Annotated in this window: 18 protein-coding genes and 6 pseudogenes; 7 read left to right on the top strand and 17 right to left on the bottom strand. The window is 67.7% G+C overall.

What is annotated here, in order from left to right; genetic code table 11:
• From ACFV8T_RS44340 to ACFV8T_RS44330, 3 genes and pseudogenes are all read left to right on the top strand, one after another.
• Positions 1–648: pseudogene (locus ACFV8T_RS44340) on the top strand (IS701 family transposase); the annotation flags it as partial.
• 128 nt (positions 649–776) lie between these two features.
• Positions 777–1,541 (top strand): GNAT family N-acetyltransferase, encoded by a 765-nt coding sequence (locus ACFV8T_RS44335; RefSeq protein WP_385339269.1) that lies wholly within the window; start codon positions 777–779, stop codon positions 1,539–1,541.
• 153 nt (positions 1,542–1,694) lie between these two features.
• Positions 1,695–1,955, top strand: a pseudogene (locus ACFV8T_RS44330) (IS5/IS1182 family transposase); the annotation flags it as partial.
• A gap of 85 nt (positions 1,956–2,040) precedes the next feature.
• Here the strand turns inward: ACFV8T_RS44330 and ACFV8T_RS44325 are convergent.
• The 9 genes from ACFV8T_RS44325 to ACFV8T_RS44285 all read right to left on the bottom strand — a co-directional run bounded on the left by ACFV8T_RS44325 (position 2,041) and on the right by ACFV8T_RS44285 (position 9,569).
• On the bottom strand, positions 2,041–2,820 hold the full coding sequence (locus ACFV8T_RS44325) for an SDR family NAD(P)-dependent oxidoreductase (RefSeq protein WP_385339267.1): 780 nt from the start codon (positions 2,818–2,820) through the stop codon (positions 2,041–2,043).
• Positions 2,817–3,179, bottom strand: coding sequence for a hypothetical protein (locus ACFV8T_RS44320; RefSeq protein WP_385339264.1), 363 nt, complete (start codon positions 3,177–3,179; stop codon positions 2,817–2,819). Before ACFV8T_RS44320 ends, ACFV8T_RS44325 begins: the two co-directional genes overlap by 4 nt.
• A 59-nt stretch (positions 3,180–3,238) precedes the next feature.
• Positions 3,239–4,405: an acyl-CoA dehydrogenase family protein gene (locus ACFV8T_RS44315; protein ID WP_385339261.1), complete on the bottom strand. Its 1,167-nt coding sequence runs from the start codon at positions 4,403–4,405 to the stop codon at positions 3,239–3,241.
• A 123-nt stretch (positions 4,406–4,528) separates the two neighbouring features.
• A complete protein-coding gene (locus ACFV8T_RS44310) occupies positions 4,529–5,998 on the bottom strand; it encodes an ATP-binding protein (protein ID WP_385339258.1) in 1,470 nt (489 codons plus the stop codon).
• 66 nt (positions 5,999–6,064) lie between these two features.
• A complete protein-coding gene (locus tag ACFV8T_RS44305; protein ID WP_385339271.1) occupies positions 6,065–6,661 on the bottom strand; it encodes a response regulator transcription factor in 597 nt (198 codons plus the stop codon).
• A 238-nt stretch (positions 6,662–6,899) separates the two neighbouring features.
• Positions 6,900–7,457, bottom strand: a complete 558-nt coding sequence (locus tag ACFV8T_RS44300; RefSeq protein WP_385339255.1) for a nuclear transport factor 2 family protein — start codon at positions 7,455–7,457, stop codon at positions 6,900–6,902.
• Positions 7,458–7,520: 63 nt separating this feature from the next.
• Positions 7,521–8,768 carry an amidase gene (locus tag ACFV8T_RS44295; protein WP_385339252.1) on the bottom strand — a complete coding sequence of 416 codons (1,248 nt, stop codon included), beginning with the start codon at positions 8,766–8,768 and terminating at the stop codon, positions 7,521–7,523.
• The gene (locus ACFV8T_RS44290) at positions 8,765–9,013 is read right to left on the bottom strand and encodes a hypothetical protein (protein WP_385339249.1); all 249 of its coding nucleotides are present in this window, start codon (positions 9,011–9,013) and stop codon (positions 8,765–8,767) included. Before ACFV8T_RS44290 ends, ACFV8T_RS44295 begins: the two co-directional genes overlap by 4 nt.
• A 34-nt stretch (positions 9,014–9,047) precedes the next feature.
• A complete protein-coding gene (locus tag ACFV8T_RS44285; RefSeq protein WP_266919541.1) occupies positions 9,048–9,569 on the bottom strand; it encodes a flavin reductase in 522 nt (173 codons plus the stop codon).
• Positions 9,570–9,992: 423 nt separating this feature from the next.
• Between ACFV8T_RS44285 and ACFV8T_RS44280 the strand changes: the two genes are divergently transcribed.
• Genes ACFV8T_RS44280 through ACFV8T_RS44265 form a run of 4 tightly spaced genes read left to right on the top strand, consistent with a single transcriptional unit; the run spans position 9,993 to position 13,790 of the window.
• Positions 9,993–11,012 (top strand): flavin-dependent monooxygenase, encoded by a 1,020-nt coding sequence (locus ACFV8T_RS44280; protein WP_385339246.1) that lies wholly within the window; start codon positions 9,993–9,995, stop codon positions 11,010–11,012.
• A gap of 18 nt (positions 11,013–11,030) precedes the next feature.
• Positions 11,031–12,329, top strand: coding sequence for a Rieske 2Fe-2S domain-containing protein (locus ACFV8T_RS44275; protein WP_385339243.1), 1,299 nt, complete (start codon positions 11,031–11,033; stop codon positions 12,327–12,329).
• Positions 12,322–12,840, top strand: a complete 519-nt coding sequence (locus ACFV8T_RS44270) for an aromatic-ring-hydroxylating dioxygenase subunit beta (protein WP_385339240.1) — start codon at positions 12,322–12,324, stop codon at positions 12,838–12,840. Before ACFV8T_RS44275 ends, ACFV8T_RS44270 begins: the two co-directional genes overlap by 8 nt.
• The gene (locus tag ACFV8T_RS44265; RefSeq protein WP_385339238.1) at positions 12,837–13,790 is read left to right on the top strand and encodes a PDR/VanB family oxidoreductase; all 954 of its coding nucleotides are present in this window, start codon (positions 12,837–12,839) and stop codon (positions 13,788–13,790) included. The genes ACFV8T_RS44270 and ACFV8T_RS44265 overlap by 4 nt, the downstream gene beginning before the upstream one ends.
• Positions 13,791–13,908: 118 nt before the next feature.
• Here the strand turns inward: ACFV8T_RS44265 and ACFV8T_RS44260 are convergent.
• From ACFV8T_RS44260 to ACFV8T_RS44225, 8 genes and pseudogenes are all read right to left on the bottom strand, one after another.
• Positions 13,909–14,588 (bottom strand): annotated as a pseudogene (locus ACFV8T_RS44260) (IS5 family transposase); the annotation flags it as partial.
• Positions 14,525–14,833, bottom strand: a complete 309-nt coding sequence (locus ACFV8T_RS44255; protein ID WP_385339274.1) for a hypothetical protein — start codon at positions 14,831–14,833, stop codon at positions 14,525–14,527. The gene ACFV8T_RS44255 and the pseudogene ACFV8T_RS44260, both read right to left, overlap by 64 nt.
• Before the next feature lie 53 nt (positions 14,834–14,886).
• A pseudogene (locus ACFV8T_RS44250) lies at positions 14,887–14,973 on the bottom strand (hypothetical protein); the annotation flags it as partial.
• A gap of 161 nt (positions 14,974–15,134) precedes the next feature.
• On the bottom strand, positions 15,135–15,494 hold the full coding sequence (locus ACFV8T_RS44245) for an SDR family NAD(P)-dependent oxidoreductase (RefSeq protein WP_385339235.1): 360 nt from the start codon (positions 15,492–15,494) through the stop codon (positions 15,135–15,137).
• Between the two features lie 154 nt (positions 15,495–15,648).
• The gene (locus ACFV8T_RS44240; protein ID WP_385339232.1) at positions 15,649–16,647 is read right to left on the bottom strand and encodes a hypothetical protein; all 999 of its coding nucleotides are present in this window, start codon (positions 16,645–16,647) and stop codon (positions 15,649–15,651) included.
• Positions 16,648–16,713: 66 nt separating this feature from the next.
• Positions 16,714–17,747, bottom strand: a pseudogene (locus tag ACFV8T_RS44235) (transposase); the annotation flags it as partial.
• Between the two features lie 138 nt (positions 17,748–17,885).
• Positions 17,886–18,851 (bottom strand): alpha/beta hydrolase, encoded by a 966-nt coding sequence (locus ACFV8T_RS44230; RefSeq protein ID WP_385339230.1) that lies wholly within the window; start codon positions 18,849–18,851, stop codon positions 17,886–17,888.
• A gap of 250 nt (positions 18,852–19,101) precedes the next feature.
• Positions 19,102–19,248: pseudogene (locus ACFV8T_RS44225) on the bottom strand (IS5/IS1182 family transposase); the annotation flags it as partial.
• Positions 19,249–19,539: the final 291 nt, after the last annotated feature.

Raw genomic sequence — 19,539 nt, 5'->3', positions numbered from 1 at the left:
CACACCGAGACCTGGTGGGCCGCCGACGCCCGCCTCGGCTGGTGGGGACCCGACGGGAACGTCCGCCTGATCGTGGCCACCACCGACCCGGCCACCCTTCCCCCGCAAACCACCTGGTACCTGGCCACCGACCTGCCCCGCCCCGGCGGACCCCGCGAGGCCGACAGCCCCGAACCGGCCGCCGACCTGCACGAAGTCGTCCGGATCTACGGCATCCGACACTGGATCGAGCAGAGCTACAAACAGATCAAGGACGAACTCGGGTGGGCCGACTTCCAAGTCCGTTCCGATACCGCCATCCGCCGCCACCAGACCCTGGTGAACTGCGCATTCTCGTTCTGCTGGGACACCTGGTTCGCTCAACCTCCCGACCGGGAGCCCGCCCTCGTCCCCACAGCCCCGCCGACTGTCACAGCGGTGGGGCCGGCTGAGAGGGGGCCCCAGCAGACCCCACCAGCCCCAACCGGCCAGCTGGCCGCAGGCGATTCGCGCCGTCCGGGCCTGGCTCAACCCCTGGACCACCCTCCAACGCTGCTGGCGAGCCTGGAGCAACGCACCCCCGCCACCCGAACTTCAAGCCCTGATCAACGCCGTCGGCGCAGGCCACCCACTCGATCTCTACTCCCCGGTCTAACAAACCACCGCTAGGGTGTGTATCGAAAGTACTGGTCATCGGCGCAACACTGCCTAAAATGGCATGCGATCTTCGTTTGGTCGTGCTGGGATCAATCGCTATGAATGATCATTTTCTTGATGAAGCTGACTTGCCGGACAGGATGGAACGGAACCTGGCGGAACACGCCTGTCATCTGCACCGGAGTATGGCTGGTGCGACCGTCACAGAGGCTGGTGACCTCCTGGTCGCGGACAGTGGCCTGGACGACGACACGTTCAACATCGTCGCCGCCGCGCGCTTCACCACCGACGACGTCCCGGTCCGCATCACCGAGACCGCCGGGACACTGGCCCGCACCGGCCGCAGTTTCTCCTGGTGGGTGGGGCCCGCCTCGACACCGGCGGACCTCTCCACCCGCCTGACAGCGGCCGGTCTGCCGGTGTCCGAACGCGAGACGGCGATGTGGGCCGAACTGGACGACACCCTGCCGCCTCCCGCCATTCCGGGACTGGACATCCGGAGCGTGACCACCCCCGAACAGCTCGCCGACTACGCCACGGTCCTTGCCGCGAACTGGAACCCGCCCGCCGAAACCGTCCGACGCTTCTTCGCCCAGGCCGCTTCGCAGGCACTGGCCGCGACCTGCCCGGCCCGGTACCTGGTGGGCTACGTGGAGAACCGCCCGGTCTGCTCCGCCGAAGTGTTCCACCACGCGGGAGTCGCCGGCATCTACAACATCTCCACCCTGGCCGCCCACCGCCGGCGTGGCTACGGCGGCGCCATCACGCTCGCGGCCCTCCGCACGGCCCGCGAGCGAGACCACCGCATCGCGGTCCTGCAGGCGTCGGCCGACGGCGAGCCCGTCTACCGCCGCCTGGGGTTCCGCTCCTGTGGCCAGTTCGTCGAACATGCCATCAACCCCTGAACCGCCAAGACTCCACGGGCTGTCCGCCCGCCATTCCTGAATGGGCCCGTCACAGCCACTCATTGATGGCCGCTACGAGGACAGTGGCCTCGTAGCGGCCCGCGAGCTTGCCGTATCTCGTGGCCACAGCCCGGTTCCAGCAACAGCCTGATCCGCTCCTACCTGCGGCGACGCGGTACCCGGCACGTGATCCCGGAGAAGAGCGACTCCAGAACCGCCCGCCGGCGCAGAGGTTCTGGCGGTGGCCGACCGCCCAGCTTCGACAAGGCCCGCTACAAAGCGAGGAATACCGTCGAGCGAGCGATCAACAAGGTTAAGCAGTTCCGAGCTGTCGCCACCCGTTATAACAAGCGCCGATACGTCTACCTCGGCACCGTGACGGCCGCCGCCCTCTTTGTCTGGCTCCGCTCATGATCGACGAGACACCCCCTAACCTCCCACGCACGAGCGGCACCCGCGTCTTCACCTCGGGTGCCGCTCTGTTGCGTACTGCCGCGCGTCAGCGCATGTAGAGGCCGCCGTTGGCGTCCCAGCATGCGCCGGTGACCGTGTCCGCGTGCTCCGAGGACAGCAGCACGGCCATGTCCGCGATGAACTCCGGACGCCCCAGCCTCCCCACCGGGATCATGGCCTCGGTCTGCGCCAGCTTCTCCGGGTCGACGATCCGGCGCACGACTGGAAGGTCCTGCGGGCCGGGTGAGATGGCGTTGACCGTCACTCCCTGCGGGCCCAGGTCCCGCGCGAAGACCTTGGTCAACGTGGCCACGCCCCCCTTGGCCGCGGCATAGTGCGCACCGGTCGCCGTGCCGCCGTTCTGGCCCGCGAGAGAAGCAATGTTGACGATGCGTCCGTAGCCGCGCTCGGCGAAGTAGTGGCCGAACACCTGGCATCCGTAGAACGTGCCGTTGAGGTTCGTGTCAACCACGCCGGAGAAGCTCTCCGGCGTGATGTCCATCAGCGCCTCGACCTTGGAGTGCCCGGCGTTGTTCACCAGGACGTGCACGACGCCCCACCGCTCGACCAATTGGTCGAGCACGCCGCGGAAGGCATCCTTGTCTCGGACGTCCAGGCCCAGTCCGACGGCCCGATCCCCCGTGGGGTCCAGTGCGGACGCCGCGGCGACGGCCGCGCCGACGTCCAGATCGGTCAGGGCGACCGAAAACCCCCGGTTGTGGAGGCGTGTGGCGATGCAGCCGCCGAGTCCGCCCGCCGCACCGGTGACGAGCGCCACCTGGCGGGTGCTGTGGTCGGAGGCTGCACCGGCCGTCCCGGGATTCATCGCGTCACGTCCGGCAGCGGGCGGCCGACGCGGGCCTCGATCTTCATGTAGCGCCACAGTCCGTACTCACCGACCTGGACGGTGCGAAAGAGGTTGCATGCCGCGGCGACCGTGGCCTGGTCCGCGACATCGGCGAGTACGTAGCAGGTCCACGGCCAGGAATCCGAAGGACCGACCATGTGCTGGTCATCGTCCATCGTGCCGAGCACGTCGACTCCAGGCATCTCGTGCAACTGCGTGAGCATGTTCACGGTGCCGTCCCAGACCGTCTTGTGCTGCCCCGTCGGGAGGTCGAAGAAGTTCTGGTTGACGCCGATGCAGAAGAGAACACGCAAGGGGGTGTCAGGGGTTGCGGACATGTCGGTCCTGCCTTTCCAAGCAGAGGTGGCGGTGATGACGGGTCGGTGCGTCGAGGAGGTCAGAGGTATCCGGGGAAGGGCTGTGCTCCCATGAGGACAGCTCCTGCGCCGTCGTACATGCCCTCCTGGAGGAATGCGTGCTGAGGTACCACTGAGGCATCCCTGAGGTAGCGCTGCATGGTGCTGTCGTCGGCGATGGCCCGGATTCCCGCCAGCTGGTACGCGGCCCGGACAACCTCGAAGGAGGTCTTGGCCACATGCGCCGAGGCAAGGCGCAGGAGGCTGGCCTGCTGCGGGGTAGGGATATCGCCCCGCTCGACGGTCTGCCACACCTCCTCGGTGGTCTCGTAGAAGAAGGCGCGCACCGAACGGAGCTGGGCCTCGGCCTGCCCGGCAGAGATGCGGTAGGAAGCGCGATCGGCGGCCATCGGCCCACCCGTGTAGCTCGCCCGTCCGCCCTCGGCGATCACCTGGTCGAGGGCGGCGCGGGCCAAGCCGAGGCCGACCACCGCGAGCACCTGCGCGGCATAGGGAACCGCCGGGTAGCGGTAGAGCGGCTCGTCGACGGTGGGCGTTCCGCCACGGACGAACGTCCACTCCTCGGGGACCACTACGCCGTCGACGACAAGGTCGTGGCTGCCGGTGCCCCTCATGCCGATGACGTTCCAGTTCTCGGCTATCCGGACCTGGTCGGGCCTCAGCAGTGCCGTGCGCGGCGGGCCTCCCCGGTCGTCACCGGTCTTGATCCCCACACCGAGCACGTCCGCGCCCTTGCAGCCGCTGGCGAACCTCCAGCGCCCGGAGATCTTGTGACCGCCGGCGACGGACTCAACCTGCTGAACGGGAAACAGGCCACCCGCGAAGGCGACATCGGGACCGTTCGCGTAGAGCTCGGCCTGGGTGTCCAGGGGAAGCGCGGCAAGGTAGATCAGGGACGAGCCGAAGCTCGCGACCCACCCGGCGGATGCGTCGACTGCGGAGATCCGCTCGACGAGCCGGAGAAAACAGGCCGGCGGGAGTGGTTCACCGCCGAACCGTCGTGGTGCGCTCGCTCGGTAGATACCCGCCTTCTTGAACTCGGCGATCATGTCTCGGGGAACATGCCGCTTCTCCTCGAATTCATCGCGGCGCTGCGCCACCAATTCAAGGACGTGGTCGAATGCCTCTCCGTTCGACTTCTCCAGCGGAGCAGCCGATGGCGTGAAATTGTCCAGCGTATGCGTCATGAAAAAGTCCTCTGACAACGGCCGGGCGACTCCTGTGCATCGCCTCGTCCCTAAACTATGTGCGGCCACCACACAGCTCAATTGGGAATCACGCGTGCCTTGTTGGGGATTTCCCGCATACGCTCAGGGGCTGATGTCGGCCAGCGGCAGCCGGAAGCGGAAGGTCGCCCCGCACGGAGTGTTGTCGACAGCTTCGATCTCCCCGCCGTGCCGGGTGATGATGCGGTGACTCAGGGCGAGGCCGATGCCATGGCCATTACCCTTCGAACTGAACGCTCCGTCGAAGATCCGGTCGACGTGCAGGTCGGACAGCCCTTTCCCGGCATCCACGACACAGACCTCTGCGAATTCGCCCTGCCGGCTCGTCCGGACCTCCACCGACCTCTGTTCGGCGGGCCAGCGCGACATCTCTTCGATTGCGTTGAACGCCAGGTTCATCACGACCTGGCCGATCAGGACCTTCTCGCAGTGCACGGGCAGCGGCTCGTCCGTTCGTTCCCAGCGCAGGGACACGGCGTGCTGGCGGGCGCGTACGTCGATGAAGTAGGTGCAGTCGGCGACGATGTCGTTCAGGTCGACGTGTTGCTGCGACTGCTCGAGCCGCACCACGTAGGCACGAAGGCTCTGGAGTATCTGTGCAGCGCGGTCCAGTTGGCGGGTGGCCGACTCCAGCCCCCAGTTGACCTGTTGGCCGACGGATCCGTCCCGCTCCAGGCGGCTGCGGACGCCGGCCACGAAATTGTGGGCGGCTGAGATGGGCTGGCTGACTTCGTGTGCGATAGCCATGGCCATGTCGCCCATGGCGTTGTACCGCGCCAGGTAATTGAGGTACTGCGCATCACGGCGATGCTCCTCCTCGGCGCGCACCGTGGCCGTGATGTCATGGAAGAGAAGCAGCAGCCCCCGCAGGTCGTGCTGGATGTCGATGTACTGGCAGCGGACCGCGAACCAGCGATCCGGTGTGTCCTGCGCACCTGAGACGGACAACCGGTAGCGCGCGTCGGTGGGCCGGCCGCCCCGTCTCGAGGTGGCAAGCAGTTCCTGGAGCACAGCAGCCGAGTCCGGCGCGAGGAAGGCAGCAAAGTCGGCGGCCATGAGGGCTTGCGGTTCGCGGTCGAGGAGGTTGCCGGCGGACTCGCTGGCGAAGAGCACGCACCCTTCGTCGTCGAGTACGACGATGCCCTCGTCGAGGTTACGCAGGAACGCCTGGAGCCGTCCCTCGGTGCGGCTCAGGTCACGGCGCGTAGCCTTCTCCTCCGCGATGTCGCGGAACTGGACCATGACGACCGGCCCGCGCGCCAGGTCCACGCGGGCGGCGCGGGCCTCGCTCCAGATGTCGTGGCCGTCTTTCGACCGGTAGCACCACTCCATGGTGCTGACGCCCTCGTCGACGGCGCGCTGGAGCCAGGCCAGTCCGATCTCCCGCCGGTACGGGCGGGCCCTGGAGCTCATGTCCGGGGCCTTCAGCGGCATCAGCTCGTCGAGGGTGAAGCCGAGCGCCGTGCAGGCGGCGGGGTTGGCCCACAGGATGTTCTTGGTCTTCGCGTCATGAACGAGCACACAGTGGTCGATCGCGGTGAACAGACGTGCCACGTCTGCGGGCTCGAAGGGCGACGCATGAACTGGGCTTGTCCCTGGGTACGGGGGTGGCACCGGTCGTCACACCTTGGACTGGTCGAGTCCGCAGCGCATCATGTCGCCGATGAGGGAGCCCAGAGTGTCCGCCGAGGTCTTCTCCCTGATCTTGGCGCGATGGGCGTCCACCGTCTTGAGGCTGATACCGAGCGCCTTGGCGATCGTCTTGCTCGGCTCTCCGGCGATGACCCGTCGGAGGATCTCGCTCTCCCGGGGGCTCAGCTGGCAGAGTCTTTCCTCAACAGCCCGGCGATCGGCCCGCTGCGCATAGCGCTCGCTCGCCGTTCGCAGCGCTCCCTGCACGACTTCGAGCATGCGCTGGGGGTCGTACGGCTTCTCCAGGAAGTCGACAGCCCCTTGCTGCAGCGCTCTTACGGACATGGAGATGTCGCCGTGCGCCGACACGAACACGACGGGCAGCACGGACTCCTGGGAGTTGAGCAGTTCCTGCACCCGGAATCCACCCGTGCCCGGCATGCGGACATCGAGCACCAGGCAGGCGGGGCGCTCGGGGTCGAAGGCTTCGAGGAACGCCTCTGCGTCGGTGAAGAACTCCGTGCTGATGTTCACCGACTCGAGCAGCCAGGCAAGCGAAAGACACAACTGCTGGTCGTCGTCCAGAACATAGACGAGGTCGGCGGACTTACGTGCCGCACCACTCGCTGGGGGGCGCCCCCCGCCACGATTCGGGGTGGGCACAGTCGCGGTCATCGTTCCTCGCTTCCGAGCGGCTGAGTTTTTCCCAATGTTTCACTCGAGGATGCATCGAGTAAAGGTCTTGCATATTGAGGAGATAAGCGATAGGCCCCCTACCCGCGAGTACGGAAGGCGTGAAGGGTTTTTCCCGTAATGAAGCCGGTCAGGGCCGCATCAGTGCCGATGCTGAGGGAAAGTCCTCGGCGAAGTTCTTGTTCAGCGGCGCGATGAAGACGTTCTCCGTACGGGTCCGGGAGATCTTCCAGACCCCGTCCACCCGTCGGAAGGTATTGTTGAGCCGGCTGGAGCGGAGCAGCGCGGTGCCGTCGGAGTGGAGCCACGGTTGCATGTGGATCCACTGACCGGTGGCCGTGTCACCGGTGACGTGGATCTGTTCCGATGTCAGGTAGTGGGCGTTGAGCACCAGGCTCGGATCCTTCTTCTGCCCCCAGAACGCCTCGAAATGACTCCGAACGGCCGCGTGCCCCTCCGCGCGGCCGAACTGGTTGTCGTAGTACTCACCCACGCCTTCCCAGACGGCGTCCTCGGCGTACAACTCCATGATCAGGTCGATGCGTCGGGCGTCGTCATGCACGCCGCACTCTGGGCACGGCGTGTCACACAGGAACATGTAGCGGGCCTGCAGTCTGCGGATGTCGGCCTCGGCCTCCAGCGTGCCGACGCGTCGCGCGAGCTCGGCGATCGTCTCCTGGTCGGTCATGGCTCATCTCCTTCTGATGATTCAGTGCACGGCTTGCGCCGACGTGGCCTCCGGCTGCTCAGGTCAGGCCAGCCGGCTTTCGATCCACGCGGCGTGGGCGAGCAGGCCGCGTTCGCCTCGTGCGCGGCCGACCGCCTGGATGCCGAGCGGCAGTCCGACGGCATCACGCAGCCCGGGGATGGCCACAGCCGGAAGCCCCCATGCCTGCCACGCGCGGCACAGGACGGGATTTCCGGTGGCCGACAGCCCTGCGGGGGCGGAGCCCGGCGCGGCAGGGCCCACGATCGCGTCATACGACGTCAGGAGTTCCGCGATGCGCACTCCGGCGGTCTCCACCGTCTTCTTCGCGGCCTGGTACTCGGCGTCCGGGGTTCGCCGGCCGGCGCGGAGGAATTCGGCCAGGGGTTCGCTGAGCCGGTCGGCGACAGCCAGCTCCTCGGCGCGCTCACACGCCGCCTCGTAGGCCATGACGACGGGGTGTGCCGCGGTGACCTCGGCGACGAGCTGTTCCTCGGGGAAGTCGTCCACCACGGCTCCGCCGTCGGTCAGCCACTTACGGAGCGTGTCCAGGGCGTGGCGCATCCCGTCGTCCACCACGCCGATCGATTCGGCGGACCACAGGAGGAGGCGCGGCAGACGTCGGGGCGAGTCGGCGGGCCTGGAGCCGTCGAGGGCTGTCCATGCGAGCGCGAGGTCGGCGGTGGACGCGGCGTAGACGCCGTGGCTGTCCAGGCTGGGGCTGAGACCGACCACTCCGTCGACGGGGAACCGGCCGTGGGTCAGCACCAGCGAGGCCACACCGCAGTACGCGGCGGGGCGGGTCACGGAGCCCGCGGTCTGTGACCCGATGGCGAGGGGCACGTGGCCCGCGGCCACGGCCGCGGCCGAGCCGCTGGAGGATCCCCCTGGGGTGTGTCCCGGCGCGGCAGGGTTGTCCGTGGGGCCGGGGGCGAAGAACGCAAATTCCGTGGTGACGGTCTTCCCGAGGACGACGGCACCGGCCCGCCGCCAGGCGCGGACGATCGACGCGTCGGCCCGGGCGGATGCGATGTCGGCACGTAGCGAGGAACCGCACCGTGTGGGAAGTCCCGCGACATCGATGATGTCCTTGACGCCCAGCGGAACGCCGCCCAGCACGCCGTCGGACGTGGACAGATCCGGTGTGGGGTCCTGGACGACCCAGGCGGCGAGGTCGGGCTCGGTCCGCGCGATGCGGGCGTGCGCCCGGTCGAGAGCCGCCTGCGGGGTGGTAACGCCGGTGGCCAGCTCCTTGACCAGCGCCCGCAGGGACCAGGGCGCGTACAGATTCATTTCTCGTTCCACTCCGCCTCGGCCTCCCAGTAGTCCATGCCCGCCGCGCTGACGCTGTGGCGCCATTCGGTTGTGCGGCGCAGTGTCGGCTCCACCTTCCGGGTCGCCTCGTCGGCGGCTTCAGGGCCGTCGGCGGGCACCGTCCAGTGGACCCAGTTCAGCTCGCGGCCGTCCGTGTCGTGGGTGAAGAGATCCACATGCCGCCAGCCGTAGCTGAAGGTGTCGATGTAGCAGGTGAGCGTCATGCGCGTGGCGTCCTTCTCCATCACGTTCCGCTCGTCACGCACTCATCGGCGTGGGCACGGGGTGGAACTGGCGCCGGTAGTAGACGAGGCTGCCCTCGCTGTCCTGTCCGAGGACGACCTCGTCGACCTGGACGAACATCACCGTGTGCGAGCCGCGCTCCACGGTCCCGGTGACACGTCCGAGAATCGAAGCGGCGGATCCGCGCAGCACCGGCACACCGTGGGAGTGGTCCCACACGTCGCCGGTCACGGTAAACCTCTGCTCCGCCGGCACTCGGCCCGCGAAGGCCATGGCGACGTCTTCGTGTTCCGTTCCGAGCACGTTGATGCAGAGGTGTTCGTTGGCGCGGAAGATGTCGTGACTGCGGCTCGACCGGTTGATGCAGACGAGCATGGTCGGCGGCGTGTCCGTGACGGAACACACCGCGCTCACGGTGATCCCGGCTCGACCGCCGGGACCGTCCGTGGCCACGATATTGACTCCTGCGGAGAGATTAGCCATCGCATCGCGGAACAGCCTCTGCGTCGGGGTCAGCTGGGTGATTTTGTCTGCCACCGTTCCTCCTGCCGGGACCTGGGCGCTCCGGGGGATCCCCGGATGACTCGACGGTAGGGCGCGGTGCACCGCGAGCGGTATCGAGACTTACTCCGGCATCGTTGAGGATTTCCCCTAGTACGGAACCCGTCCGCGCACCCTGCCGCTCGGCGCGGTCGACACGTTCTGGCGGGCGCCGTCCCGGCCCTCACTGAAGAAATCCCCTATGCCTGGCGATGCCTTTCCCAATTGGCCGGTGCCCGGAGCTTGCCTAGCGTCAGGGGCACCGACAGGGAAGGAGAACGACCGCCATGGCGCAGACGCCGGCCGCGACGGCCCCGTTGACGTGGAAGCCCGTCCTCGATGAACTGGCCTGTCGACGCGTGGAGTTCCATGCCCAGGGCCATGTTCCCCGTGACTTCGTCGAAAGGCTGACCGCACTTGGTGTGTACCGGGCCGCGACGCTTCGGCGGCGAGCCGCTGCCCCCGGCCGACTTCATCCGCATCGTCGAGCGAGTCTCCCGGGTGGACGGCTCCACCGGCTGGGTGGTCGCCTTCGCCTCAGCGCTCACCTATCTCGCAGCGCTGCCACTGGACACGCAGGCGCAGATCTACAAGGACGGTCCCAACGTCGTCTTCGCGGGTGGCCTCTTCCCCATCCAGCCTGCACTGCGGACCGAACGCGGCTACCTGGTGGACGGCCGCTGGAAGTTCGCCAGCGGCTGCATGGCTGCGGACCTCATCGGGGTGGGCATCCCAGCGGACGACGGCAGCGGCCGGCCGCGCACCGCGCTCCCGCGGCCCGAGCAGGTGGAGATCATGCGGGAGTGGGACGTCACCGGCATGCGGGGCTCCGGCTCGTACGACATCCTCGTCGACGGAGTGGAGGTGGACCGGGACTGGACGTTCGGACACCGACCGTCGACGAGCCTCTCTACCGCTACCCCCTCATCGGCCTGCAAGCTCAGGTCCATGCGGCGGTCGGCCTCGGCGTCGCCCGCGCGGCCCTGGAATTCGTGGAGCAAGCCGGCGGCCGAACAGGTATCACCGGCGCTCCCCCCGCTCGCCGAACGCGCCCACTACCGCACGACCTTCGCCAAGGCGTACGCCTCCCTGCATTCCGCACAGGCCTTCTACCTCGACACGGCCGAGGAGGTCTGGCAGACCGTCCTGGCCGGGGACGAGCCGAGCCCCCGGCAGGTCGCCATCGTCCGGCTGTCCTCCGCCAACGTCGCGGACGTCGCGGCACAGGTCGTGCACGACCTGTGCGCGATCTCCGGCGCCGGTGTCATCCACAACAGCCACCCCCTGCAACTGCTGCAGCAAGACGCCCAGGTGCCACGACTGCACGCGACCCTCGGCCAGGCCATGACGGCGCCGGATCCGTGCTCATGGGCAGGCCCTCCACCCACCCCGGCTTCCCCTGACCGCGAACCCCCGCGACCGAGCCGCTCTCCCCCCTGAACCTGGAGAACAACTCTCATGACAGTCGAGTTCACCCCGGACAATGTCCATGATCTGCCGCCCGGCGACCTCGTGGCCGAGGACCGCGTCGCGGGCCGGATGTACACCGACCCCCAGATTTTCGAGCTGGAGATGACGAAGATCTTCGAGCGGACCTGGGTCTGGGTCGCCCACGAGAGCGAGCTGCCAAAGGCTGGCAGCTTCAAGTCCACCTACGTGGGACGCCAGCCGGTCATCGTGGCCAAGGACCGCAAGGGCACCATCAACACTCTGCTCAACCGCTGCCGGCACCGGGGCGCCAGCCTGTGCGAGAAGCGCACCGGGCACGCCAACGGCTTCACCTGCCCTTACCACGCCTGGTCCTACGGCCTGGACGGCAAGCTCCGCGGCATCCCGTACCCGGACGGCTACGAAGGCGTCCTGGAGAAGGGCGAGCTGTCCCTGCGCAAGCTGCGCACCGAGTCGTACGGCGGCATGGTGTTCGCCACCTTCGACGACTCCATCGAGCCGCTCGAGGACTTCCTCGGCGACGTGAAGGCGTGGATCGACCGCTTCATGAAGCAGGGCGGCGGCTACCCGATCAAGGTCCTCGGCACGCACCAGTTCAAGTTCCGGGGCAACTGGAAGATCCAGCTGGAGAACACCACCGACGGATACCACTTCCCGATCGTGCACCGCTCCTGGATGGCCTCGGTCGACGCGGAGACGGCGGACATGATGTCCTTTATGACCGACCCCTCCGCGGTCACCCACGGTCTGGGCAACGGGCACAGCGTCATGCAGATGGTGCCCGGACACTCCGACCTCGACGCCGACGACGGCAGTGAGCCGCTCCAGGCGCGCTTCGCCACCCTGGTCACGGAGCTCGAGGAAGCCGGCCTCGACGACACGGCGATCCGCAAGCTGGTGCGCGCCATGCACGGCACCGGCTTCAACCTGAACCTCTTCCCGAACGTGTCGATGTCGAACTCGTTCCTGCGCGTCCTGCGCCCCATCTCCGCCGACGAAACCCTCATCGAGCACGTGGCCCTCGGCCCCGGCGGCCCGGCCGAGATCGTGGACCCGGTCAACCGCGAACGCCTGCGCATCCACGAGCACTTCCAGGGCCCGTTCGGCTTCGGCACCCCTGACGACGCGGAGGGCTGGGACCGGGTCCAGCGAGGCGCACAGGCCGCCCCCGACATGCCGATCCTGGTCAATCGGGGACTGGCACGCGAGAACGCGAGCCCCGAAGGCTGGCCCACCTCCCACGTCACCGACGAGACCGGCATGCGCGCGGCGTACAACCAGTGGAAGCAGATGATGAGCGATGACTGAGACTTTCCTGACCTCCGCCGCCCCGGTGGCCGCACTCACCGACTCCCGAGTCGTCCGGGCGATCCGACTGGTCTGGCACGAGGCCGACCTCCTCGACCGGAAGCGGTACGAGGAATGGCAGGACCTCTACTGCACCGACGGCCTGTACATCATTCCGATCGACGCACAGACCGACGACTTCGCCAACAGCCTCAACATGGTGTACGACGACGCGCGCATGCGGCAGATGCGCGTGACCCGAATGACGGAGGGCTACGCGATCGCCGCGGTCGACTCCGCCCGCACCGTGCGCACCGTGTCCCGCTTCGTGGTCGAGGAGGTCCGCGACGACGAGGTGACCCTCCGCTCCGCGCAGGTCCTGGTCGCCTACAAGCGCGGCAGGCACGACCTGTGGGCGGGTGACCTCACCCATCACGTCCGGCTTTCCGATCACGGCGACCGGATCGCGCGGAAGGTCGTCCGCCTGGTGGACAGCGAGGACGCCGTGCCGGCTTCCGGGTTCCTGCTGTGAGCGTCAAGGCGCGGGTCTCCGCCGTCACCTCGGAGACCCCACAGATCCGTTCACTTCGCCTGGTCCGCGAGGACGGCGCACCGTTCACCCCCTACCGGGCCGGTGCACATGTCGACGTGACAGCCCCGAACGGTGTGCTGCGCCAGTACTCCCTGTGCAGTCCACCGGACGACCCGACGTCCCTGCTGATCGCAGTCAAGCGGGAGTCCCCGTCACGCGGAGGTTCCGAGGCCCTGCACCACGTGGCTGAGGGAAATCTGCTCGAAGTCGGAGAGCCCCGCAACCTGCTCACGGTCGCGGACGACGCCGACCGACACCTTCTCGTAGCCGGCGGAATCGGCATCACACCGCTCTTGAGCATGGCGTACGAACTGCACCGCCGCGGCGCGGAGTTCCAGCTGTACTACTTCGCACGCAGCCGCGCGGAGGCGGCATTCGTCGAACTGCTGGAGACCCGGGTGGAGTTCCGGGACCGGGTGCACGTAAGGCTGGGCGTACCCCGCGCCGAACAGCCTGCTGTCCTGGCGGATCCGGCCGCCGCGACCACGCCCCGATCACACGTCTACACGTGCGGGCCGCAGGGATTCATGGAGCAGGTCTCCACCGTGTTCGCACCCCTGGTGGGCGCGGATCACGTTCACATCGAGAACTTCACGGCCGAAGAGATCGACACCAGTGGCGACCAGCCCTTCACCGTTGAACTGGACACCGGCGAGGAGTGGGAGGTGCCCGCGGGCCGGTCGATCCTCTCCGTACTGGAGGAGAACGGGGTAGAGGTCTTCAAGTCCTGCGAGGAAGGCATCTGCGGTTCATGCGTCTCCGGAGTCCTGGAGGGAACGCCCGAGCACCGCGACAACTGCCTGTCCGCAGCCGACAAGGCGTCCGGCACCCAGATCGCCCTGTGCGTTTCCCGCGCTACGTCCAAGAGGCTCGTCATCGAACTCTACTGACGCCACGTCAAGCGATCAGGGATCGGTGTGCGAGCCAGTGGTGCCGGCGGCAGGCACCCGGCACCGGCCGCCTGCACGGCCCACCTCTGCCTCCCTGCGCCGCCCGTTCTCGCCCCGGGATGACCCACCTTCGGTGGCCGAGCCGTTCGCTGGATTCGATTCCCTTGCGGGCGATACGGACGCCGATGCGTTTTCCACGCAGCCATTTCCACAGGTCGGGTATGTCGTAGGCCTTGTCGGCGTGGAGCTTGCCGGGTTTGCAGTTCCAGCCTCGGTGGGGGTCGTGTCTCGTTTGGAGACCGGCCACCATGGGCTTCAGGCCCTGGCTGTCGTGGGTGTTGGCGGCGGAGAGCCCGACGACCACGGGCAGTCCGTTCGCGTCCGACAGGACGTGCATCTTGGAACCCGGTTTACCCCGGTCCACGGGGCTCGGGCCTGTGAGTTCGCCCCCTTTTTGGCCCGTACGTGCGAGGAGTCGAGGACCACGCGGGTCAGGTCGAGCAGGCCGCACTCGTCGATGCGGTCGAGCACCGCCTCGTGCAGCCCACCCCAGACACCGGCCCTGGACCAGATGACGAAGCGCCGGTGGGCAGTGGACTTCGAGACCCCAAAGCACGGCGGCAGAGCCCGCCAGGCACACCCGCTCACCAGCATGTAGACGATCGCGGCGAACAGGGTCTCATCAGGCGTGTCCTGCGTCCCGCCGCCCTGCGGACGCACCTTCGACGGCGGGATCAACGGCTTCGCGATCTCCCACAGCCCGTCCGGAACAATCCAACTCCATGTATCCCGCCCCATGCACAGCCCAACGAGCAACTCACCACATAGGACACGGTCTTAGCCCGCCGGGCGAGGCGGTCGAACATGTCCTTCACGGCCGAGTAGGTCATGGCCCGGCCCAGGACGCCGCGGAAGAGGTTGACGAAGACCATGTCGCTGTCCGTGGCCTCGGCGTAGAACCCGACGACCTCGGCGGTAACCGGGACCGAGCGCGGGATGCGGGACTTGGCGAGTGCGCCGTTGGCGTTCCGGCGGCGGACCACGTGGATGTGATCGGAGTAGCTACCCCGCCAGGAATGAGCAGCGAGACGCCGATGCCTGTGCCTTCGAGCTCTTCGCGCAGCACCATGGACAGTCCCACGCTCGCGAATTTCGGGGAGGCGTAGGCGGCGACATCCGCCATCGGCACCAGGCCGACAATGGAAGCGGTGTTCGGATGTGGCTGCGTCCGCTGCGGCTGTTGAACCGCGGCAGGAAGGCCACCACGGAGGCGAACTGTGCGTCAATGTTGACTCCGTGCACCCAGCGCCATAAGCGGCGTCTGGTCGGTCGTTCCGCCGCCGTTCACACCGGCGACGTTGCACAGGATCGAGATCGGGCCGAGCGCCTCTTCGGCCCGATCGGCCAGACTCCCCCACTGATCGGTGTCGCTGATGTCGAAGGTGTGGCCAGCACCGTGCCACCAGCGTCCCGCAAGGACTCCTCGGCTTCCGCGAGCCGCGCTTCGTCGATGTCGACGAGTGCGACCTTCGCGCCCGCGGCAACGAGTGCCCGGGCGACGCCGAAGCCGATCCCGGACGCCGCGCCGGTCACGAGTGCCTCTTCCCCTGTCGGCCAGGTCACGGTCTTCTCCGTTTCCACTTTGATGATGTCCGGATGGGCTGGGCGGATGCCGGTCGTCCTGTGTTGCTGACGGACGACCACAGACTCGTCCGCGCGGAGTGTGTGGTGAATCCATTGCCGGGCTGCTGTCGGCCGAACCGGCGGTCACCCGTCAACCGTGGCGCGTTCCAGGCCCGTCGCCCGCCATCCGGTGGGTTTGCTGGACCGGTTCCGCACCGCTACGTCGCGGTGCCGGCTACGCGGCCTCGGAGTGGGGCGGGGGGATCGGGTCTGTGAGGCGCAGCAGCAGTGCCGCGGCGATGTACCGCATTCTGCCGACGTTGGTGCGTGGGTCGTAGCCCAGGGCGTGCGTCAGCCCTTCATGGCGTGCTTGCACGGTCGAGTGGTGCATGCCCAAATCGGCCGCTGCGGAACGGATGCTGTAGGCCTCCACCAGTGCGTGCAGCACGTCTGCGGAACGCCGATCGAGGCGGGCGAGGGCTCGCACGTCCTCATGCGGGATCTGTGGGTCGTACGACTGCGCGAGCAGCAGCAACGCCCCGAGATCCGTCGCGTCGACTGTCGGCACAGAGGCGTCCGACAGCCGAAGTGCGATGATCGCCCCGTCCCAGGATTCGGGTGCCCGGTCGGCGCGCACCCAGGTCCCGAGCCCGACCGGCTCCGGCGGACTGAGCTTGCCGGAGATATCGAGTGTGGCCCTCAGGAGCCCGTACCGAGTCGGTACGATCGCCGAGGGTGCGTCGATCTCAGCGGCATCCGCCATGGTTGCCAGGATCCGCACCGGCGTGGCCGGATCGATCCGGCGCTTGGCGAGGAGCGTCACCCGTTCGTCGATCGGACGGGCCGAATCGATGAGCGCGTCGAAGCCGCTCCCGGGATTGCGACGCGCCTCCAGCAGTTCGACACCCAACGCGAGGCGCTCCACGACCATCTCGTCGTTGGGGTCTGCCTCGCCGTCTCGCTCGAGCCACACCGTCCAGCCGGCGCCGGACCTCCGGGAGGAACGTCGGCGGACGTCGGCGACCTCGGCGGGCAGGCGTCCGTCGGGATCCCGCCGGCTCACTCGTCCTCGGATCTCGACCCCGGCGACCGTACCGGAAAGGACCGCAGCACCGCGCAGGAGACCGTCGAGTCCGACACTCCGGGCGATGAGCACATCGAAGTACGACACGATCCGTAGGGTTTCGCTCGCCTCCGGGTCGAATGCGTTCAGTCGTCCAACCAACTGCTGCAACTGCGCTCCGCTCCTTCGTGCTTTTCCCACAGTTTATCGAGATCCGCGAGTGGGCGTCGTCTCAGCTTGCCAGAAGCGGTCCACGTCGTCCGGGGTGGCGCCGGTCTTGGAGGACCACAACCACACCGGCGGGACATCCCGGTCCTTCGATAGATGCTCGACCTTCAGCCGGATCAACGTCCCCTCGACCAATGGCAGTTCGCCGTCGTGGTCGAGCCATGAGGAGCGGTGGGTGAGACTTGGGTGGACCCGGTCCCATGCCTGGGCTTCGGCCTTGCCGTAGTTGGTGGTGCCGGTGACCGTGGTGATCGCGGGCTCGGGCCAGGTCTCCGGCTTGGTGAAGCGGAATTCCGGGCCGTGCTTGGGCGGCCGGCCGCCCTTCGGGTCGTAGACCCGCGGCGGTTTCGGCAGACGCATCACGAGGTCGGAGCGGACCCGGCCGACCAGCTCGACCGGCAGGTCGCGCAGGACCCAGGCCAGGCTGTGACGTCGTAGCCGGCATCGCTGACGATCACGATATGCGGATCCCCGGCCTGCCACTGGCCCGCAGCGATGAGCCGCTCGACGACACCCCTCAACTGGGCGGCGGTGATCGCGGTCGCTTCGTCCGCAGGGCCGAGCCGCACCGCGTCCAGGATCGCGGTCCATGACATGGCACCCGGCTCCAGCACAGCCACGAAGGAGTACGGCCAGCCCGGAATGAACTGCGAGGCCGTCTTCGCCCGACCATAGACATGACAGAACAGCCGGTCCGCCGAGCACGGCGCGTCCGAGCGAAGCCACGGCGACACATCGACCGCCAGGACCAGGCGCCCGCCGTCGAAACGCGGCAGCGACAGCCCGGCCAGCACCGCCCGCAGCCGACCGACATCGAGCCGGCCGTGGTTCAGGCCGCCGTACATCGCTCCGTGCCCACGACGATGCTCGGGCAGCAGCGTCAAGTCCACCGGGGACTTCACCGCACCGTCCGCACACAGCACCGCGTCCGCCAGCTCGAACAACTCGTCACGCCGAGCGGTCAGACACTCGTAGAACTCTCCCCGGAAGCGTGACGCTTCCGCGAACGCTTCCCCCCGGACAGCATCAGGCAGCAGACTCACCCTCACGGCCTTCGTCTTGGTCACGTGCACCTCGGTCGGAGCACATGATCAGACAAAGGCCGCCCCCACGTCCGGCGAACCCCCAGGTGAGCGACCCAGTTCGAGACACCGTTCGAGGCCGGAAGATAAAGAGCAAGCTCAGGAGCCCAAGGTGCGCCCTACCCAAGCGTTTCGCGCGGCCGTCATGGCGTGCGCGAGAGCAGTGTGGGGTGCGGTCAGGTCGAAGCTGTGGAATCCGCCGGGCCATATGTGGAGTTCGGCCTGCACGCCCGCGTGCCAGAGGGCAGTCGCATACGCGACGTCCTCATCCCGGAAGACCTCGGCCGAGCCGCAGTCGATGAACGCGGGCGGCAAGCCGGTGAGGTCGGTCGCACGGGCGGGCGCGGCGTAGACCGACACCTCGTCGGTTCCACGTCGCTCTCCGAGAAGCGCGGTCCAGCCCATGACGTTGCTCCCACGGTCCCATACGCCGACGGCATCGAACTGGGCCGAGGAGACCGTCTGGTCCCTGTCGTCGAGCATCGGGTAGATGAGAACCTGGCCGGCCAGGGCCGGTCCCTGCCGGTCGCGTGCCATCAGCGCGGTGCCTGCGGCAAGACCGCCACCGGCGCTCTGCCCGGCGATGATCAGCCTGTCAGGGTCCATGCCGAGTTCCCGGGCGTGCTCGGCCGTCCAGAGCAGCCCGGCGTAGCAGTCCTCAATCGGGTAGGGATCGGGATGCTCGGGTGCGAGCCGGTAGTCGACGGTGACCAGTACGGCGTCGTGCTCGACGACCCACGGGAGGGCCTGGCTGAGGCCGGAGAATCGATCACCGGCGATCATGCCGCCGCCGTGTGTGTGGTAGATCCCCGGACCCAGCCCCTGATGATCTTGGCGGGCGATCACCGAGATGGTGATTTCGTCGCCCAGGTACCCCGGGATCGTGAGGTCGCGCCGAGTCAGACCGGCAGCCTCGATCATCTCATCGGTAACCTCTGCCATTGCCGCTCGGCGTATGTCAGGGATCATCTCTGCGGTCAAGGTCGGGGGGATCTGATCTGCAAGGACCACGAGCACAGCCTCAAGCTCCGGGTCGAACGGCGGTCGCGGATTGTTGAGGGCCATCGGGACTCCTTCCTCTGCGCCGCGTGGTTGCGGCGTCGAATCAATCGTCCTGCGTGTGTTGCTGTGCGAGGAACCGCCGAACGCTGCAGAATCAGCGGGCGACCTCCGCCGTTCGCGCGCGTCGCCTGCCGACATGCCACGGTCCGGTACGGGCGACCCGGAAGCGGGAAGCCGCTCTTATTGGACCGTTCGAAGGCGATCAGCCGACCTGTATGAGGGTCTTCGCGCCAGCGCCGCTGCGCAGCGAATGGAGGGCGGCGATGACGTGCTCAAAGACAATCCGGTCGGGGATGCGCGGTTTGTGACAGCCCAGCGGGTGGGTGTCCACGTGCTCGGGCAACAGCGCCGCGAATTGGTCCCACAGGGGTTTGAGCAGGCATGACGGCAGGACAGGCACGAGCCCTCCGGTAATCACTGAGCGTAGAGAACTCCATGACTCGGGCTCGTGCCCATTGCATCCAGGGCGCTCTGGAGCGGCGACTTCGCCTACTGCCGGTCGGTCTATAAGGGAGCGCCTCTACGCCTCCGCTGAGCCGGACAACCGGACTGTCCCGGTCACAGCCTGAGCGGAGGGATCTGCTGGACGAGTCCTGGCGGAATGAGGTCAGAGTCGAAATGTCCGTACGACGAAGGTCTGTCCGGCGACCGAGGGCCAGCTCGCCCAGCTCTGGTCCGCGGCCAGGGTGGG

The sequence above is a fragment of the Streptomyces sp. NPDC059832 genome (genome assembly GCF_042731715.1).
Lineage (GTDB): Bacteria > Actinomycetota > Actinomycetes > Streptomycetales > Streptomycetaceae > Streptomyces.
The sequence above is the reverse complement of the archived record's forward strand: the minus strand, read 5'-3'. Positions and strand labels throughout refer to the sequence as shown.

Coding starts and splice junctions, on each gene's coding strand:
- ACFV8T_RS44335 (WP_385339269.1), top strand. CDS start 777: ATGGAACGGAACCTGGCGGAACACGCCTGTCATCTGCACCGGAGTATG.
- ACFV8T_RS44325 (WP_385339267.1), bottom strand. CDS start 2,820: ATGAATCCCGGGACGGCCGGTGCAGCCTCCGACCACAGCACCCGCCAG.
- ACFV8T_RS44320 (WP_385339264.1), bottom strand. CDS start 3,179: ATGTCCGCAACCCCTGACACCCCCTTGCGTGTTCTCTTCTGCATCGGC.
- ACFV8T_RS44315 (WP_385339261.1), bottom strand. CDS start 4,405: ATGACGCATACGCTGGACAATTTCACGCCATCGGCTGCTCCGCTGGAG.
- ACFV8T_RS44300 (WP_385339255.1), bottom strand. CDS start 7,457: ATGACCGACCAGGAGACGATCGCCGAGCTCGCGCGACGCGTCGGCACG.
- ACFV8T_RS44295 (WP_385339252.1), bottom strand. CDS start 8,768: ATGAATCTGTACGCGCCCTGGTCCCTGCGGGCGCTGGTCAAGGAGCTG.
- ACFV8T_RS44290 (WP_385339249.1), bottom strand. CDS start 9,013: ATGACGCTCACCTGCTACATCGACACCTTCAGCTACGGCTGGCGGCAT.
- ACFV8T_RS44275 (WP_385339243.1), top strand. CDS start 11,031: ATGACAGTCGAGTTCACCCCGGACAATGTCCATGATCTGCCGCCCGGC.
- ACFV8T_RS44270 (WP_385339240.1), top strand. CDS start 12,322: ATGACTGAGACTTTCCTGACCTCCGCCGCCCCGGTGGCCGCACTCACC.
- ACFV8T_RS44230 (WP_385339230.1), bottom strand. CDS start 18,851: ATGGCCCTCAACAATCCGCGACCGCCGTTCGACCCGGAGCTTGAGGCT.